Source organism: Streptomyces sp. NPDC053048 (assembly GCF_044547045.1).
In the GTDB taxonomy this organism is placed as follows: Bacteria; Actinomycetota; Actinomycetes; order Streptomycetales; family Streptomycetaceae; genus Streptomyces.
Window position 1 is genome coordinate 140,973 of record NZ_JBITZS010000011.1, and the last position, 16,723, is coordinate 157,695.

At 70.4% G+C, this 16,723-nt stretch carries 18 protein-coding genes; 8 read left to right on the plus strand and 10 right to left on the minus strand.

What is annotated here, in order from left to right; all coding sequences use genetic code 11:
• Positions 1-30 precede the first annotated feature (30 nt).
• On the plus strand, positions 31-1,242 hold the full coding sequence (locus ACIG36_RS28300; RefSeq protein WP_399933697.1) for an acetate kinase: 1,212 nt from the start codon (positions 31-33) through the stop codon (positions 1,240-1,242).
• Between the two features lie 84 nt (positions 1,243-1,326).
• A complete protein-coding gene (gene pyk, locus ACIG36_RS28305; protein ID WP_399933700.1) occupies positions 1,327-2,751 on the plus strand; it encodes a pyruvate kinase in 1,425 nt (474 codons plus the stop codon).
• Between the two features lie 123 nt (positions 2,752-2,874).
• On the opposite strand, the gene ACIG36_RS28310 is transcribed toward pyk, so the two are convergent.
• The 4 genes from ACIG36_RS28310 to ACIG36_RS28325 all read right to left on the minus strand — a co-directional run bounded on the left by ACIG36_RS28310 (position 2,875) and on the right by ACIG36_RS28325 (position 6,860).
• Positions 2,875-4,131 (minus strand): hydrogenase expression protein HypF, encoded by a 1,257-nt coding sequence (locus ACIG36_RS28310; protein ID WP_399933702.1) that lies wholly within the window; start codon positions 4,129-4,131, stop codon positions 2,875-2,877.
• Positions 4,121-4,570, minus strand: a complete 450-nt coding sequence (locus ACIG36_RS28315; RefSeq protein WP_399933705.1) for a DUF6114 domain-containing protein — start codon at positions 4,568-4,570, stop codon at positions 4,121-4,123. The genes ACIG36_RS28310 and ACIG36_RS28315 overlap by 11 nt, the downstream gene beginning before the upstream one ends.
• A gap of 112 nt (positions 4,571-4,682) precedes the next feature.
• Positions 4,683-5,312: a DUF6230 family protein gene (locus ACIG36_RS28320; protein ID WP_399933708.1), complete on the minus strand. Its 630-nt coding sequence runs from the start codon at positions 5,310-5,312 to the stop codon at positions 4,683-4,685.
• A 585-nt stretch (positions 5,313-5,897) separates the two neighbouring features.
• Positions 5,898-6,860 carry a tetratricopeptide repeat protein gene (locus tag ACIG36_RS28325; RefSeq protein WP_399933710.1) on the minus strand — a complete coding sequence of 321 codons (963 nt, stop codon included), beginning with the start codon at positions 6,858-6,860 and terminating at the stop codon, positions 5,898-5,900.
• 207 nt (positions 6,861-7,067) lie between these two features.
• Between ACIG36_RS28325 and ACIG36_RS28330 the strand changes: the two genes are divergently transcribed.
• Positions 7,068-7,700 carry a TetR/AcrR family transcriptional regulator gene (locus ACIG36_RS28330; RefSeq protein ID WP_399933712.1) on the plus strand — a complete coding sequence of 211 codons (633 nt, stop codon included), beginning with the start codon at positions 7,068-7,070 and terminating at the stop codon, positions 7,698-7,700.
• Between the two features lie 113 nt (positions 7,701-7,813).
• Here the strand turns inward: ACIG36_RS28330 and ACIG36_RS28335 are convergent, their stop codons facing one another.
• The 4 genes from ACIG36_RS28335 to ACIG36_RS28350 all read right to left on the minus strand — a co-directional run bounded on the left by ACIG36_RS28335 (position 7,814) and on the right by ACIG36_RS28350 (position 10,884).
• The gene (locus ACIG36_RS28335; protein ID WP_399933715.1) at positions 7,814-9,514 is read right to left on the minus strand and encodes a methylmalonyl-CoA mutase; all 1,701 of its coding nucleotides are present in this window, start codon (positions 9,512-9,514) and stop codon (positions 7,814-7,816) included.
• A gap of 77 nt (positions 9,515-9,591) precedes the next feature.
• Positions 9,592-9,924 carry a DUF3817 domain-containing protein gene (locus ACIG36_RS28340; protein ID WP_399933718.1) on the minus strand — a complete coding sequence of 111 codons (333 nt, stop codon included), beginning with the start codon at positions 9,922-9,924 and terminating at the stop codon, positions 9,592-9,594.
• Between the two features lie 43 nt (positions 9,925-9,967).
• A complete protein-coding gene (locus tag ACIG36_RS28345) occupies positions 9,968-10,477 on the minus strand; it encodes a MarR family winged helix-turn-helix transcriptional regulator (RefSeq protein ID WP_399933722.1) in 510 nt (169 codons plus the stop codon).
• Positions 10,478-10,539: 62 nt separating this feature from the next.
• Positions 10,540-10,884, minus strand: a complete 345-nt coding sequence (locus ACIG36_RS28350; protein WP_399933725.1) for a DUF3817 domain-containing protein — start codon at positions 10,882-10,884, stop codon at positions 10,540-10,542.
• Positions 10,885-11,069: 185 nt separating this feature from the next.
• Between ACIG36_RS28350 and ACIG36_RS28355 the strand changes: the two genes are divergently transcribed.
• From ACIG36_RS28355 to ACIG36_RS28370, 4 genes are all read left to right on the plus strand, one after another.
• A complete protein-coding gene (locus ACIG36_RS28355; RefSeq protein ID WP_399933727.1) occupies positions 11,070-11,708 on the plus strand; it encodes an AIM24 family protein in 639 nt (212 codons plus the stop codon).
• 94 nt (positions 11,709-11,802) lie between these two features.
• Complete coding sequence (locus tag ACIG36_RS28360; RefSeq protein WP_399933729.1) at positions 11,803-12,453, plus strand: AIM24 family protein; 651 nt, start codon at positions 11,803-11,805, stop codon at positions 12,451-12,453.
• The gene (locus ACIG36_RS28365) at positions 12,450-13,217 is read left to right on the plus strand and encodes an AIM24 family protein (protein ID WP_399933732.1); all 768 of its coding nucleotides are present in this window, start codon (positions 12,450-12,452) and stop codon (positions 13,215-13,217) included. The genes ACIG36_RS28360 and ACIG36_RS28365 overlap by 4 nt, the downstream gene beginning before the upstream one ends.
• 102 nt (positions 13,218-13,319) lie before the next feature.
• A complete protein-coding gene (locus ACIG36_RS28370) occupies positions 13,320-13,796 on the plus strand; it encodes a MarR family winged helix-turn-helix transcriptional regulator (RefSeq protein WP_399933735.1) in 477 nt (158 codons plus the stop codon).
• Positions 13,797-13,856: 60 nt separating this feature from the next.
• Here the strand turns inward: ACIG36_RS28370 and meaB are convergent, their stop codons facing one another.
• Together meaB and ACIG36_RS28380 are read right to left on the minus strand one after the other, a co-directional pair.
• Positions 13,857-14,831 (minus strand): methylmalonyl Co-A mutase-associated GTPase MeaB, encoded by a 975-nt coding sequence (gene meaB, locus ACIG36_RS28375; protein WP_399933738.1) that lies wholly within the window; start codon positions 14,829-14,831, stop codon positions 13,857-13,859.
• 40 nt (positions 14,832-14,871) lie between these two features.
• Positions 14,872-16,083, minus strand: coding sequence for an acetyl-CoA C-acetyltransferase (locus ACIG36_RS28380; RefSeq protein WP_399933741.1), 1,212 nt, complete (start codon positions 16,081-16,083; stop codon positions 14,872-14,874).
• A 140-nt stretch (positions 16,084-16,223) separates the two neighbouring features.
• Between ACIG36_RS28380 and mce the strand changes: the two genes are divergently transcribed.
• A complete protein-coding gene (mce, locus tag ACIG36_RS28385) occupies positions 16,224-16,664 on the plus strand; it encodes a methylmalonyl-CoA epimerase (protein WP_399933744.1) in 441 nt (146 codons plus the stop codon).
• Positions 16,665-16,723 lie beyond the last annotated feature (59 nt).

Consider the following 16,723-nt stretch of genomic DNA (forward strand, 5'->3'; position numbering starts at 1 on the left):
CCCGAAAACCCTCCGCAACGGAAAGCTCAGATGACTTCCAACGCCACCCGAGTCCTCGTCCTCAACTCCGGCTCCTCGTCGGTCAAGTACCAGCTGCTCGACATGGCCGACGGCGCCCGCCTGGCCGTCGGCCTGGTCGAGCGCATCGGCGAGGAGACCTCGCGGCTGGCGCACACCCCGCTGGCCACGGGCGGCGACAGGCGCGAGCGCGTGGAGCCGATCGCCGACCATGCGGCCGCGCTGAACGCCGTCGCCCAGGAGCTGGCCTCCGACGGCCTGGGCCTGGACTCCCCCGAGCTGGCCGCGATCGGCCACCGCGTGGTGCACGGCGGCAGCGAGTTCACCGAGCCGACCGTCATCACCGACGAGGTCATCGCGCACATCGAGGCCCTGGTCCCGGTGGCCCCGCTGCACAACCCGGCCAACGTCACCGGCATCCGCACAGCCCAGGCGCTGCGCCCGGACCTGCCGCAGGTCGCGGTGTTCGACACCGCCTTCCACACCACGATGCCCGAGGCCGCCGCCCGCTACGCGATCGACACCGAGACCGCCGACGCGCACATGGTCCGCCGCTACGGCTTCCACGGCACCTCGCACGCCTATGTCTCGCGCGAGACCGCCAAGCTGCTCGGCAAGGACCCCTCCGAGGTCAACGTGATCGTGCTGCACCTGGGCAACGGCGCCTCGGCCTCCGCGGTCCGCGGCGGGCGCTGCGTGGACACCTCCATGGGCCTGACCCCGCTGGAGGGCCTGGTCATGGGCACCCGTTCCGGTGACATCGACCCGGCGGTGATCCTTCACCTGTCCCGCAACGCCGGGATGTCCGTCGACGAGATCGACTCGCTCCTGAACAAGAAGAGCGGTCTGATCGGACTGTGCGGCGACAACGACATGCGCGAGATCCGCCGGCGCATCGACGAGGGCGACGAGCGGGCGGCGCTCGCCTTCGACATCTATGTGCACCGGCTGAAGAAGTACATCGGGGCGTACTACGCGGTCCTGGGCAAGGTCGACGCCGTGGCCTTCACGGCGGGCGTGGGCGAGAACGCGGCCCCCGTGCGCGAGGCCGCGGTGGCGGGCCTGGAGGAGCTGGGCCTGGCCGTGGACGCCGGCCGCAACGGGATCCGTTCGGACGAGGCGCGGCTGATCTCCCCCGATTCCGCGCGCGTCGCGGTCGCCGTGGTCCCGACGGACGAGGAGCTGGAGATCGCCACCCAGGCGTACGCCCTGGTCAGCTCTTGATCGCCGCTGCGTGGCCGGATCACTCCTTGGCCTTTCCCACAGCTCGAATATTCCGCTCCGAAACAAACCGATAGGATCTGCCCCATGCGCCGTTCCAAAATCGTCTGCACCCTGGGCCCTGCCGTCGACTCCTTCGATCAGCTGAAGACGCTGATCGAGGCCGGTATGAACGTGGCCCGTTTCAACATGAGCCACGGCACCCACGCGGAGCACGAGGAGCGGTACACCCGTCTCCGCAAGGCCGTGGAGGAGACCGGCCGCGCGGTCGGCGTCCTGGCCGACCTCCAGGGCCCCAAGATCCGCCTGGAGACCTTCGCGGACGGCCCCGTGGAGCTGGTGCGCGGTGACGAGTTCACCATCACCACCGAGGACGTCCCGGGCGACCGGACGATCTGCGGCACGACCTACAAGGGCCTGCCGGGCGACGTCGTCAAGGGCGACCAGGTCCTGATCAACGACGGCAACGTCGAGCTGCGCGTCACCGAGGTCGACGGCCCCCGGGTCAAGACGATCGTCATCGAGGGCGGCGTCATCTCCGACCACAAGGGCATCAACCTGCCCGGCGCGGCGGTCAACGTCCCGGCGCTGTCCGAGAAGGACATCGACGACCTGAAGTTCGCGCTCGCCATGGGCTGCGACATGGTCGCGCTGTCCTTCGTCCGCGATGCCGCCGACGTGCGTGACGTGCACCGCGTCATGGACGAGGTCGGCCGCCGCGTGCCGGTCATCGCCAAGGTCGAGAAGCCGCAGGCCGTCGAGAACATGCAGGAGGTCGTCATGGCCTTCGACGGTGTGATGGTGGCCCGTGGCGACCTGGCGGTGGAGTACCCCCTCGAGCGCGTCCCGATGGTGCAGAAGCGCCTGATCGAGATGTGCCGCCGCAACGCCAAGCCGGTGATCGTCGCCACCCAGATGATGGAGTCGATGATCACCAACTCCCGCCCGACCCGCGCCGAGGCGTCCGACGTCGCCAACGCGATCCTGGACGGCGCGGACGCGGTGATGCTCTCGGCCGAGTCCTCGGTCGGCGCCTACCCGATCGAGACCGTCAAGACGATGTCCCGCATCGTCGAGGCGGCCGAGCAGGAGCTGCTCTCCAAGGGCCTGCAGCCGCTGGTCCCGGGCAAGAAGCCGCGCACCCAGGGCGGTTCCGTCGCCCGCGCCGCGTGCGAGATCGCGGACTTCCTGGGCGCCAAGTCGCTGGTCGCCTTCACCAAGTCCGGTGACACCGCCCGCCGCCTGTCCCGCTACCGCGCGGCCCAGCCGATCCTGGCCTTCACCACGGACGCCTCCACCCGCAACCAGCTCACCCTGAGCTGGGGCGTCGAGACCTTCGTGGTCCCGCACGTGGAGCACACGGACGCGATGGTCGACCTCGTCGACGCCGAGCTGCTCAAGCTCAAGCGCTACAACGACGGCGACACCATGATCATCACGGCCGGCTCCCCGCCCGGCATCCCCGGCACCACCAACATGGTGCGGGTGCACCACCTGGGCGAGAACCGCTAGGACACACCTGGGTTCCACCGCTCCGTACGACCGGCCGGACGCCGGGCGCGCTGCCTCGCAGCTCGCCCGGCGTCCGCTGTTTTACGCGATGTTCCTATTTCCCGATTTCCCGAAGAATCGTTTCTACGGGTAGGTGCCGTCCGTCAGGTACTGGTGCAGATTGGGAATGTGCAGGGTGCCGCCGTACTGCCCCGACTGACGGATCTTCACATCGGTGAAGAAGATCGGGATCGGCAGCTTGACGCCCGGGATCAGCGGCGGCGGACTCGCCGGCGACTGGGTCGCCGGCAGGGCGCCCAGGAGCTTGCCCTTCAACTCCTCGGTGTACATGGTGATCCGTCCACCGCCGACCGTGGACGTCGTTCCCGGGCCGGTGACGTGGTACTGCTTGCCCTGGCTGTTGACGATCTGGTGCAGGTCGTTGATGGCCAGGTGGTCGGCGGTGAACTTCAGCACGGACTTCTCCTGCCCGTTCACCGTCGTGATCTTCTTGACGCCCTCGTAGGTCAGCCCGGTCAGGGTGAGCCTGCTCGCCTCCAGGTACCAGGGCTGGTTGGGGAAGGCGCGCTTCTCGTTCTCGTCGACGGCGTCGGGGCGCGGGCAGGGGGACGTGCCGTCGCCTCCGGCGCTCGGTGACGGTGAGGCGGACGGCGTGGGGGATTTCCCGGGCTCGGGCGTGGCCTTCGCCCTGGGGCTGCCCGACGGCCGCGGGGCCGGGGACGCCGACGAGGATGCGGGCGCCGGCGCCGTGGACCGGTCGGGCGAGGCACTCGGCTCGGCCGGCTTCTCGGCCGGCTTCGCGTCGCCCTTCCTGCCGGTGAGAATCTCGCCGAGCTTGTCACCGAGGCCCAGCGGGTCCAGCGGGTTGGCCTTCCGGGTGGGCGAAGGCGAGGGAGAAGGAGAGGCCGAAGGGGAAGCCGACGGGGAGGCCGACGGCGAGGGCTTGGCGGACGGCCGCGCGGACGGCGAGCCGGAGGGCTCGCGACCCCGGCTCGCGCCACCGACACCACTGCCGTCCGGCTGCGCGTCCGGCTTGGCATCCGGCTTGGCATCCGGTTTCGCGGACGCCGACCCGGACGGAGACCCGGACGGCGAAGGCCGCCGCGTGGCGTCCGGCGACTCCTCCGGTGTCGCGTCCGGTGCCGTGACGCACCCCGCCTCCCCGAAGGGGTTCGGCGGCTTCACGGGCTCGGCCTTCGCCAGCGTCGGGGTGAGGCCCATGCCCATCAGCACCGCGCTCGGCATCGCCGCCAGCGCCACCGCCTTCCCGGCCGGCATGTGCAGCCGGGACAGCAGCGGCTTGCGCGGCGCGGCGTGCCGCGGCCCGGTTCTGCCGGGATCGTCGGGGCGGCTGCCCCGATGTCCGTCGTCAGTCCGCACGGCTGCTCCCGTCGGCCGGCTCCGCCGCCGCCTCGGTGAGCGGCCTGCCCGGCGCCCAGGAGACGCCGAGGCCGCCCCCGACCAGGGCGAGCAGGAAGCCGATCAGGAAGGCGCCGAAGTTCGAGACGACCAGGGAGACCAGCGCGAGCAGGATCGCGGCGACACCCGCGAAGACCCGCGACTGCGGCTGGAACCACATGGTCAGGCCCAGCACGACCAGCAGCACCCCGATGATCAGCGAGCCGGAGCCCGCCGTGGTGGCCATCCGGACGTGCAGGTCTCCGAGCGTCATGGTCTGGTACGGGATGTACATGATCGGGGCGCCGGCCAGAATGCACAGCAGGCCGCCCCAGAAGGGACGTCGGCCACGCCAGTCCCAGAATGTACGGCGGGTGCGGCCGAGAGTGTCGATCAGCCGTGGTCGCGTGTCGGCGCTCATGGTGTACAGCTCCTCGGGACTGGCGAATCGGTGGTTCAGGGGGGCTGGTGACGCGGACGGTACGGGCACGGGGAGGCGATGACCACCGCCCCGTACCCGCCCGGTCAACCCGTCAGCTGGGGCACTTGGAGTCGCCCATGGCGATACCCATGTGCAGACCCGGAAGAGTGAAGGTGCCCGCCGAGGTCGCCCAGGCACGCTGGTTGACGTCGGTGAACTCCACCTCGTCGGCCTGCTGGGCGAACGAGCCGGGCACGTACGCACCCCGGCCGTCCTTGCCCGGCGCGGCCGGGCCCGGCCCCTTGGTCGTGTCGCTCACCGAGACACCGATGTCGACGTTGGTGAACTTGGCGTTGGCGGACATGTCGTCGGCGTCGATGTAGAGCTTCGTCGCCTCGACCTTCTTGCCCGCGTCGCCCGCGGTCAGCTTCATCGACACCTTGCCGATGGGCGTGGGGATGGTCACCGCCTGGCAGAGATTGGTGATCTCCGCCGAATTGATGCCGACCACGGCCACGGGCTTGTTGCCCTGCTTGGTCTGGTCGAGCGCTCCGTACTGGACGAAGCCCTTGCCCTGCAGGCTCTTCGCCGTCACCTGGAACTGCTGGCCCGAAACGCTGAACGACGCCGCGAGCGCGCCCTGCGCGATGGCCACTCCGATCGCGGCCGTCGCCGCGACGCTGGGGACCATGACGACGGCGAACCGGCGCCATCTGGTCCCCCCACGAGTCTGGGACTTCACGACTTTCCTCCTTCTCGGACGTACATCTCCGGGACCGGCCGGCCGAGTTGGGAGCACGGCCGTGCCCGGGATGGGAGAAGTGCCACGTCCTCGGAAGGAGAGCGCCGTCGCACGAGGCGGCGCCAACCGCGCCCGCTGCACACCGGCGTTCACCCCCGAGCGACAACCACTGGCCACGCCTTATCGCGCAACCTGGGGAACAGGCCCCGCCGTTGGGGCGAGGACCCCCCTGTTCCCGGCCCGCCGCGCAACGCGCCGGACCGCCCGGTGGGGACCACGTCCCCGCGCGCCGACAGATGGGCCGGGTTGCGGGAACGGACCGGGCTGGGCCGATCGTGGTCCATTCGGCGCCGGGGCACAAGAGGTTGATTACTGGCGAGTAACGGGCGGATAACCGAGCGGGGACCGCCCCGCATCGGCCGGGTCCGCACCGGTGCCGCAGCGTGTCCGCGAAGAAGCGGAGAAAGCAGAAGAACCCGGGCGAAAGCCCGGGTTCTTCTTACTGGCAGTAACAGCGCGCGCGTTTACCAAGTTTTGGCAAAGCGCCGCGGCTGTGCCCCTTGGGGCACAGGGGGCCGGGGGCCCTCAGAACAGCGCGCGCGACAGCGCGGTGCGCGCGGCCGTCACCCGCGGATCGTCGGGACCGATCACCTCGAACAGCTCGAGCAGTCGAACACGGGCGGCGTCCCGGTCCTCACCCGCCGAACGCCTGACCGCATCCAGCAAACGCCCGAAGGCGTCCTCGACGTGCCCGCCGACCAGATCCAGGTCGGCCGCCGTGATCTGCGCCTGAACGTCCCCCGGCGCGTCGGCGGCCGCCTTGCGCACCTGCTGGGGGTCCAGGCCCTGGACACGCTGCAGCAGTTCGGCCTGTGCCAGACCCAGCTTGGCCTCGGCGTTGCCCGGGTCGTCGGACAGGACGTTCTTGTACGCCCGCACCGCGCCGCCCAGGTCACCCGCGTCCAGCGCCTCGTGAGCCGCGCCCAGGGCGCTGTCGTACGGGCTCGGCGGGGCGACCGGCGCGCTCTCGGCGTCCGCGCCGGCCTCGACGGGCGCACCCACGATGCCGAAGCGCTGCTCGGCCACCGCGATCAGCTGGTCCAGCACCTGACGGATCTGCGCCTCCGGCGCGGCGCCCTGGAACAGCGGCAGGGCCTGCCCCGCCACCACCGCGAAGACGGCCGGGATCGACTGGACACCGAACTGCTGGAAGAGCAGCTGATTGGCCTCGACGTCGACCTTGGCCAGGACGAACCGGCCGGCGTACTCCGCCGCCAGCCGCTCCAGCAGCGGGCTGAGCTGCTTGCACGGCTCGCACCAGTCGGCCCAGAAGTCGACGACGACGGGCACCTCGGCGGAGCGCTGCAGGACTTCCTGCTCGAAACCGGCTTCGTCGACATCGAGGACGAGGCGGACCCCGGCGGAGGGCACACCGCCCTGGCGCGCGGCCTCGGCCCGCGCCTGCTCCGCCTTCTGCTTCGCTTCCCCGGCCGCCTTCACCGCGGCGAGGTCGACCACTCCACTCATGGACATGTTCCGTGGCTGCATGGGCCCATCCTCCCCCCTTCACACGGTGAACCGGAAAAGTACGCCCGTAGCGGCTTCGCCGATGACGCCCGGTCCCCACCGGGCGTCCGTGGTTGTCGCTCTTACGCTACGAGCCGTAGCGTAACTGGAGGGGCGGGGTCTGCGGCAAGGTTTCCCCGTGATCTGGGTCTCACACCCGTTGACCTACCCGGCGGTAGGGTCCTTTTCATGAGCTCTGCTCCACCCCCCACGCCGCGCCGTTCCGGCGGCGGCCGGACGGGCCGGCCGCGCGACCCCGAGGCCGACCGCGCGATCCTCCACGCGACGCGCACGGCTCTGGTCGAACTGGGCTGGGGAAAGCTGACGCTGGGCGACGTGGCCGCCCGCGCCGGGGTCGCCAAGACCACCCTCTACCGCCGCTGGGCGGGCAAGAACGAGCTGGTGGTGGACGCGGTGGCGGCGCTCTTCGACGAGCACCTGGAACTGCCGGACCGCGGCAGCCTGCGGGCCGACATCGAGGGCGTCGTCCTGCAGTTCGCCGCCCTGCTGGAGCGGCCGGAGACGAAGACGGCCCTGATGGCCGTGGTGGCGGAGTCGACGCGGGACGACGCCCTGAGGGAGCGGATTCGCACGGCGATCGTGGACCGTCAGAAGTCGCTGGTGCGAGTGGGCCGCGAACGCGCGCAGAAGCGCGGGGAGCTCGTACGGGAGGAGGACCCCGCGGCCGCCGCCCGCACCGCAGACCTGATCTTCGACGTGATCGCGGGGGCGGTGGTCCACCGGACCCTGGTGAGCGCGGAGCCGGTGGACACGGAGTGGGCGCAGGGCTTTGCGACCCTGCTGGTCGGCGGGCTGACGTAGCCGGCGCGCACCTCAGCCCGTCCGGCGTTCGAGGACGCCGCGCGCAGCGCGGTCCTGGGGCTGGGGGCTTGCCCCCAGGAAACGGCGAAAGGGCGGGACCGGGGCCGGAACCCTCAGAACCCGGCCGGCTCCGTGTACACCCCCCACTCCTCGCGCAGCACGTCGCAGATCTCCCCCATGGTGGCCTCGGCCCGCACGGCCTCCAGCATCGGCCCGATCATGTTCGACCCGTCCCGCGCGGCGGCCAGCATCGCATCCAGCGCGGTGCGCACGGCGGCGTCGTCGCGGTGCGACTTGCGGTCCGCCAGGACCCGTACCTGCTCGCGCTCCACCTCGTGGCTGACGCGCAGGATCTCGAGGTCGCCCGTCACCGAGCCCTCGTGGCAGTTGACGCCCACCACGCGCTTGGCGCCCTTCTCCAGGGCCTGCTGGTAGCGGAAGGCGCTCTCGGCGATCTCGCCGGTGAACCAGCCGTCCTCGATGCCGCGCAGAATGCCGGAGGTGATGGGGCCGATGGGGTGCCTGCCGTCGGGGTGCGCCCGCAGGCCCCGCTCCTTGATCTGCTCGAAGATCTTCTCGGCGTCGGCCTCGATGCGGTCGGTGAGCTGCTCGACGTACCAGGAGCCGCCCAGCGGGTCGGCGACGTTGGCGACGCCGGTCTCCTCCATCAGGACCTGCTGGGTGCGCAGGGCGATCTCGGCGGCCTGCTCGCTGGGCAGGGCCAGGGTCTCGTCGAGGGCGTTGGTGTGCAGCGAGTTGGTGCCGCCCAGCACGGCGGCCAGCGCCTCGACGGCGGTGCGCACGACGTTGTTGTACGGCTGCTGGGCGGTCAGCGAGACGCCCGCGGTCTGGGTGTGGAAGCGCAGCCACTGGGCCTTGTCGGTCCTGGCGCCGTAGACCTCCTTCATCCAGCGGGCCCAGATCCTGCGGGCCGCGCGGAACTTGGCGATCTCCTCGAAGAAGTCGACGTGCGCGTCGAAGAAGAACGACAGGCCGGGGGCGAAGACGTCGACGTCCAGCCCGCGGCTGAGCCCCAGCTCGACGTAGCCGAAGCCGTCGGCCAGCGTGTAGGCGAGCTCCTGCGCGGCCGTGGCCCCGGCCTCGCGGATGTGGTAGCCGGAGACGGACAGGGGCTTGTAGGCGGGGATGGCGCGGGCGCAGTGCTCCATCAGGTCGCCGATCAGGCGCAGGTGCGGCTCGGGCGGGAAGAGCCACTCCTTCTGGGCGATGTACTCCTTGAAGATGTCCGTCTGCAGGGTGCCGTTGAGGACGCCGGTGTCCACGCCCTGCCGCTCGGCGGCGACCAGGTACATGCAGAAGGCGGGGACGGCGGGCCCGCTGATGGTCATGGAGGTGGTGACGTCGCCCAGCGGGATGTCCTTGAAGAGGACCTCCATGTCGGCGGCGGAGTCTATGGCGACGCCGCAGTGGCCGACCTCGCCGAGGGAGCGCGGGTCGTCGGAGTCGCGGCCCATCAGGGTCGGCATGTCGAAGGCCACGCTGAGCCCGCCGCCGCCGTTGGCCAGGATCATCTTGTAGCGCTCGTTGGTCTGCTCGGCGTTGCCGAAGCCGGCGAACTGGCGGATGGTCCAGGTGCGGCCGCGGTAGCCGGTGGCGTACAGACCGCGGGTGAAGGGGTACTCGCCGGGCCAGCCGATGCGCTCGAACCCCTCGTAGGTGTCGCCGGGGCGGGGGCCGTAGAGCGGCTCGACCGCGTCCCCGGACAGCGTGGTGAAGTCCGCGTCGCGCTTGCGGGCCTTGTCGTAACGGGCCTGCCAGCGGCTGCGCCCTGCCTCGATGGCTGCTGCGTCCATACCTTCGAATTTACTAGGACGTCCTAGTAAATGTCGATGGGCAACCGCCGGGCGCGTGCGGCGCCCGGCGGAGCGGATCAGGCCTTGGCGGCGGCCGGGGCCTCGTCGGCGATCAGCGACTCGACCTCGCGGGAGACATTGCGCTCGACGAAGAAGGCGGCGGCCGGGATCGTCCCGGAGATCAGGACCCAGGCCAGCTTGCCCAGCGGCCACTTGGCCTTGGAGCCCAGGTCGAAGGCGAAGACCAGGTAGACGATGAAGAGGACGCCATGGATCTGGGAGATCACCAGGGTGGCGCCGGCGCCCGTGTCGAAGCCGTACTTGAAGACCATGGCGGTGCAGAGCACCAGCAGCATTACGGCGGTGAGATAGGCCATCACCCGGTAGCGGGTCAGCACGCTTCGCTTCATGCCCATGAGCGTAACCGCCCGATTTGCTCGATCTTCGCGCGGGTCATTCCTCGGCGAAGTCGCCGGAGGCGACCCGCAGGGGGCGCAGCATCCGGAAGATCTCCGCGCACTCCTCCGCGTCGTACGCGGCGAGCCCGAAGTCCATCGCCATCAGGTCCCGCGTGGCCGACTCCACGACCTCGCGGCCCTTGTCGGTGATCGAGGCCAGCGTGCCGCGGCCGTCGTTGGGGTTGGGGCGCTTGTCCACCAGACCGGCCCTGACCAGCCGGTCCACGGTGTTGGTGACCGAGGTCGGGTGGACCATCAGCCGCTCGCCGATCTTCGACATCGGCAGCTCGCCCGCCTTGGAGAAGGTCAGCAGCACCAGCGCCTCGTAGCGCGCGAAGGTGAGCCCGTACGGCTTGACGACCGCGTCGACCTGCCCGAGCAGGATCTGGTGCGCCCGCATGATCGAGGTGATCGCGGCCATGGACGGCACGGATCCCCAGCGCTGCTTCCAGAGTTCGTCGGCGCGGGCGATGGGGTCGAAGGGAAGGCTGAGCGGCTTCGGCACCCGACCGACCCTACCGGGCGGCCGCGCCGCGGCCGCCCGTATCTCGCTATCCGGAACGCCGGTCAGGCGTTGACGACGCCTTCCTTGCGGGCGCGGGAGGCGATCACGCCGGCCTCGGCCTCACGGCGCAGCATGCGCTCGGCGAAGAAGCCGCCGAAGGGCAGGACGGAGAGGACGAAGTAGAGGGCGCCGGTCTTGAAGGCCCACTTGGCGTTGTTCCACGCGTCGATCCAGAAGATCACGTAGATGATGAAGAGGATGCCGTGGACGGCACCGAGCACCGGCACGGCGTTGAAGTCGGTGGTGCGCTTGAGCACCGAGCAGACCATCAGCAGGAGGAAGGAAACGGCCTCCGGGGCGGAGACCAGGCGGAGCCGGCGCAGGGCGGAGGCGGTCTTGAGGTCCACGGGGGATGCACCCTTCGATTGCTGGTGGCGGGGCCGTCACTGCTTGTGACGGCGTTCACAAACTCCCCCATTGTCGCAGCCGCTCCGGCGATCAAGGGATGGGGGTCCGGTTCCGGGGGAATGCGGAGCGTTCCGGGACCATGGGGCCTGTTGGAGGCGTATGTCCGCCCGCTAGCGTCGGAGGCGTGGCTCAGTTTCGGCTCCAGGGGAGCAAGGTCCTCGCCGTCGACATGACGGGGGACGCGGTCAAGGCCAAGAACGGCTCGATGGTCGCGTACGAGGGCGATATGGCGTTCAGGAAGATGACCGGCGGCGGTGACGGCCTGCGGGGCATGGTCACGCGCCGGCTCACCGGCGAATCGATGGAAGTCATGGAGGTCAAGGGGCACGGCACCTGCTACTTCGCGGACCGGGCGAGCGAGATAAACCTCGTCACGCTGCACGGCGAGACGCTGTACGTCGAGGCGAGCAATCTGCTGTGCACGGACGCGTCCCTGCGGACCGGGACCACGTTCACGGGCCTGCGGGGCGCCTCGCAGGGCAACGGCCTGTTCACCACCACCGTCGAGGGCTCCGGCCAGGCGGCGATCCTCTCGGCCGGGACGGCGATCGTGCTGCGGGTGACCCCGCAGACGCCGCTGCGGGTGGACCCGGGCGCGTACGTCGCGCACACGGGCCGGCTCAAGCAGCACTTCCAGTCGGGGGTGAACTTCCGGACCGTGATCGGCGAGGGCGGGGGCGAGGCCTTCCAGATCCGCTTCGAGGGCGAGGGCCTGGTGTACGTACAGCCCAGCGAGCGCGACACGATCGGGGGCGAACTGTGAGCGACGCACGCGCGGCCACCGGGCCGCAGGCGACCGCGAAAGCCGCACCTCTGCGCCGCGCGGGCGGAGAAGCGAACGAAAGGGGTGCAGCCTGATGCCGTTCCGGCTTTTGAACTCTCGGATGGTCGAGGCCCAGGTGATCCCGGGGCAGCGGCTGTTCAGCCAGCGCGGGGCGATGCTCGCCTACAAGGGCGACGTCTCCTTCACGCCCAGCATCGCCGGCGGCCAGGGCGGCGTCATGGGGATGATCGGCCGGCGGGTCGCGAACGAGGCCACGCCGCTGATGACCGTGGAGGGCAGCGGCACGGTGATGTTCGGCCACGGCGGTCACCACGTCCATGTGATCGAGCTGTCGGGCGACACCCTCTACGTGGAGGCCGACCGGCTCCTCGCGTTCGACGGCACCCTGCGGCAGGGGACGATGTTCATGGGTTCCCAGGGGGGTGTGATGGGCATGGTGCGCGGTCAGGTGACCGGGCAGGGGCTCTTCACCACGACCCTCAAGGGCCATGGCGCGGCGGCCGTGATGGCGCACGGCGGCTTCATCGAGCTGCCGATCACCCCGCAGCGGCCCGTCACCGTCGACCCGCAGGCGTACGTCGCGCACCGCGGGGACGTGCGCAACAAGCTGTCGGCGGCAATCGGCTGGCGCGAGGTGGTCGGCCGCGGCAGCGGCGAGGCCTTCCGGCTGGAGCTGTCGGGCAACGGGACGGTGTACGTACAGGCGTCGGAGGAGAAGCTGTGAACGGCCCGGTCATTCATGACGCGACCACGCTTCCCGTGGACGACAACGTCAACCCCTACGCGTTCAGCGTCGACCTGAAGGGGCAGTGGTTCCTGCAGAAGGGGAAGATGATCGCCTACTACGGGCAGATCGACTTCCACGGCATAGGGCACGGCCCGCTCGACCGGCTGATCGCGGGCAGCTTCCACTCCCCGCTGCACGCCGCCGACTGGGTGGTGGCCGAGGGGCAGGGGAGGATGCTGCTCGCGGACCGCTCCTTCGACGTCAATTCGTACGACCTCGAGGACGGCAACCTGACGGTGCGTTCGGGGAATCTGCTGGCCTTCCAGCCCTCGCTCTCGCTGAAGCAGTCGATCGTCCCGGGCTTCCTCACGCTGATCGGCACGGGGAAGTTCGTGGCCGCCTCCAACGGGCCGGTCGTCTTCGTCGAGCCGCCGGTGCGGGTGGATCCGCAGGCGCTGGTGGGGTGGGCGGACTGCCCGTCGCCCTGTCACCACTACGACCACCAGTACCTGCGGGGGGTGATGGGCGGGGTGCGCAGGATGACGGGTCTGGGCGGGGCCTCGGGCGAGGAGCACCAGTTCGAGTTCACCGGCGCGGGGACGGTACTGCTGCAGTCGACCGAGCAGCTGATGGCGGAGATCCCCACGGGTGACGCCCCTCCGGAGCAGGCGGGCGTCCCGCACGCAACCCCGGGAAATCAGACAATGACGCCGCGCCTGCCGGGCCAGCTGGGCGACCTCCAGCGCCGCTTCGGGCTGTGAGCGGTACTCTGCGGAGTGTGACGTCGAACGCATGACCTCTCGTTCTGCTCGTTCCGCCATGTCATTTGGTTAATCTTTCAACTTCTTAGGTAGAACCCATCTATGGACACCGAGAACGGCACTCGCTGGCTCAGCGACGAGGAACAGGCCACCTGGCGCGCCCACCTGGACGTGAGCCGGCTGCTGATGCACCAGCTCGAACGGGACCTGCAGCCGTTCGGCCTCACCAACAACGACTACGAGATCCTGGTCAACCTCTCCGAGTCGGACGACCACCGGATGCGGATGAGCGATCTGGCGACCGCCACCCTGCAGTCCAAGAGCCGCCTGTCGCACCAGATCACCCGCATGGAGAACGCCGGACTGGTCCGCCGCGAGAACTGCGAGTCGGACCGGCGCGGTCTGTTCGCGGTGCTCACCGACCACGGCTGGGAGACCATGCGCAAGGTCGCGCCGCACCACGTGGCGTCGGTGCGCGAGCACTTCATCGACCTGCTGTCGGCCGAGGAGCTCAAGGCGCTCCACGAGTCCCTGACGCCGGTGGCCAAGCACCTGCGCTCGGCGCGCGGGCGGGTGTGACCGGCCGGGGGTGAACGTACGGGGTGTTCCGCGCCGGTGGCGCGGAACACCCCGAGAACGTCAGACGGTGCGGCTGCCCATCCGTTCCGTCAGCCCGGCGACCAGCTCGTCCGCCGCCGCGTACGGATCCAGTGCTCCCGCCACCACCCGTTCCGCCAGTGCGGCCAGGCGGCGGTCGCCCCGCAGGTCGCCGATGCGCTCCCGCAGGGCCGTCACGGCGATGGTCTCCACCTCGTGCGCCGCGCGGCGGCGGCGGCGCTCGGCGAGGATGCCGCGCTCCTCCATCCACGCGCGGTGCTTCTCCAGGGCCTCGACGACCTCGTCCGTGCCCTCGCCTCGCGCGGCGACCGTCTTGACGATGGGCGGCCGCCAGTCGCCGGGCGCGCGGGACTCGCCCAGGCCCAGCATGTGGTTCAGCTCCCGGGCCGTGGCGTCGGCGCCGTCCCGGTCCGCCTTGTTGACGACATAGATGTCGCCGATCTCGAGGATGCCCGCCTTGGCGGCCTGGATGCCGTCCCCCATGCCCGGGGCCAGCAGCACCATGGAGGTGTCGGCCTGGGAGGCGATCTCCACCTCCGACTGCCCGACGCCCACCGTCTCCACCAGGATCACGTCGCAGCCGGCCGCGTCCAGCACCCGGATCGCCTGCGGGGCGGCCCAGGCCAGACCGCCCAGGTGGCCGCGGGTGGCCATGGACCGGATGTAGACGCCCGGATCGGAGGCGTGCTCCGACATCCGCACCCGGTCCCCGAGCAGCGCGCCGCCCGAGAAGGGCGAGGACGGGTCGACGGCCAGCACGCCGACCCGCTTGCCCATCCGCCGGTACGCACTCACCAGCGCCGAGGTGGAGGTGGACTTCCCCACGCCCGGCGAGCCGGTGATGCCTACGACATAGGCGGTACCCGTGAGCGGGGCCAGGGCGGCCATCACCTCACGCAGTTGCGGGGAGGCCCCCTCCACCAGGGAGATCAGCCGGGCCACGGCGCGCGGCCGACCCTCCCGTGCCTGCCCGACCAGTGCGGGGACGTCCGCCATGACCACTCCGTTCATCGCCTCCGTGCCAACGGTCCGGGTGTCAGTTGCCCGGCACTCGGATGATCAGGGCGTCGCCCTGGCCGCCGCCGCCGCAGAGACCGGCCGCGCCCACGCCGCCGCCGCGCCGCTTGAGCTCCAGCGCGAGGTGCAGCACGATGCGGGCACCCGACATACCGATCGGGTGGCCGAGCGCGATGGCACCTCCGTTGACGTTCACCTTTTCCGGGGATACCCCGAGATCCTTCATTGACTGCACGGAGACGGCGCCGAACGCCTCGTTGATCTCGATGAGGTCGAGGTCCTCGACGGTCAGGCCCTCCTTGCCCAGCGCGTGCCGGATGGCGTTGGACGGCTGGGACTGCAGCGAGTTGTCGGGGCCGGCCACATTGCCGTGCGCGCCGATCTCGGCGATCCACTGAAGGCCCAGCTCCTCGGCCTTCTCCTTGCTCATCACGACCACCGCGGCGGCGCCGTCGGAGATCTGCGAGGACGTACCCGCCGTGATCGTGCCGTCCTTGGCGAAGGCGGGCCGCAGCTTGGCCAGCGACTCCACGGTGGTCTCCGCGCGGATGCCCTCGTCCTTGCTGAAGACGACCGGCTCGCCCTTGCGCTGCGGGATCTCCACCGGGGTGATCTCGGCCTCGAACAGGCCGTTCTTCTGGGCGGCGGCCGCCCGCTGGTGGGAGAGGGCCGCGACCTCGTCCTGCTCGGCGCGGCGGATGCCCAGGCGGGTGTTGTGCTTCTCGGTGGACTCGCCCATCGCGATGTTCTCGAAGGAGTCCGTCAGGCCGTCGTGGGCCATCGAGTCGAGCATCTCGATCGCACCGTACTTGTGGCCCTCGCGGGACTTGGGCAGCAGGTGCGGGGCGTTGGTCATCGACTCCTGGCCGCCGGCCACCACGATGTCGAACTCACCCGCGCGGATGAGCTGGTCCGCCAGGGCGATGGCGTCGAGGCCGGAGAGGCACACCTTGTTGACGGTCAGCGCGGGGACGCTCATGGGGATGCCGCCCTTGACGGCCGCCTGGCGGGCCGGGATCTGCCCGGCGCCGGCCTGCAGCACCTGACCCATGATCACGTACTGCACCTGGTCGCCGCCGATGCCCGCCCGGTCCAGGGCCGCCTTGATGGCGAAGCCGCCCAGGTCGGCGCCGGAGAAGCTGCTCAGCGAGCCCAGCAGCCGGCCCATCGGCGTGCGGGCGCCGGCGACGATGACGGAGGTGCGGCGATTGTTTCCGTTCGTACCAGACATGGGCGCTGCCCCTTCGAGCGGGAGGGATGTTAACGACGGTTCCCGTCAATGTACTGAGCGGTACGGCACCCGGTCACCGGGCGGAAGGTGTGATCGCGCGCACGTTGCGTAACCACCCCGCGCGGCGGTGCACTGGACGCATGCTGACGCGTATCGACCACATCGGGATCGCCTGCTTCGACCTCGAGAAGACCGTCGAGTTCTACCGTGCCACGTACGGCTTCGAGGTGTTCCACACGGAGGTCAACGAGGAGCAGGGCGTCCGCGAGGCCATGCTGAAGATCAACGAAACGTCCGACGGCGGCGCCTCCTACCTCCAGCTGCTGGAGCCCACGCGCGAGGACTCCGCGGTCGGCAAGTGGCTTGCCAAGAACGGCGAAGGGGTTCACCACATCGCGTTCGGCACGGCGGACGTCGACGGCGACGCGGCGGACATCCGGGGCAAGGGCGTGCGCGTCCTCTACGACGAGCCGCGCCGCGGATCGATGGGCTCGCGCATCACGTTCCTGCACCCCAAGGACTGCCACGGCGTGCTCACCGAACTGGTCACCTCGGCACCCCACCCGGAGGCGGAGCACTGACCCTCACCTCCCCCGGCCGGTAGAGTGCGGGTTCGGCCGGGTACGGGTGGCCCCCGGAC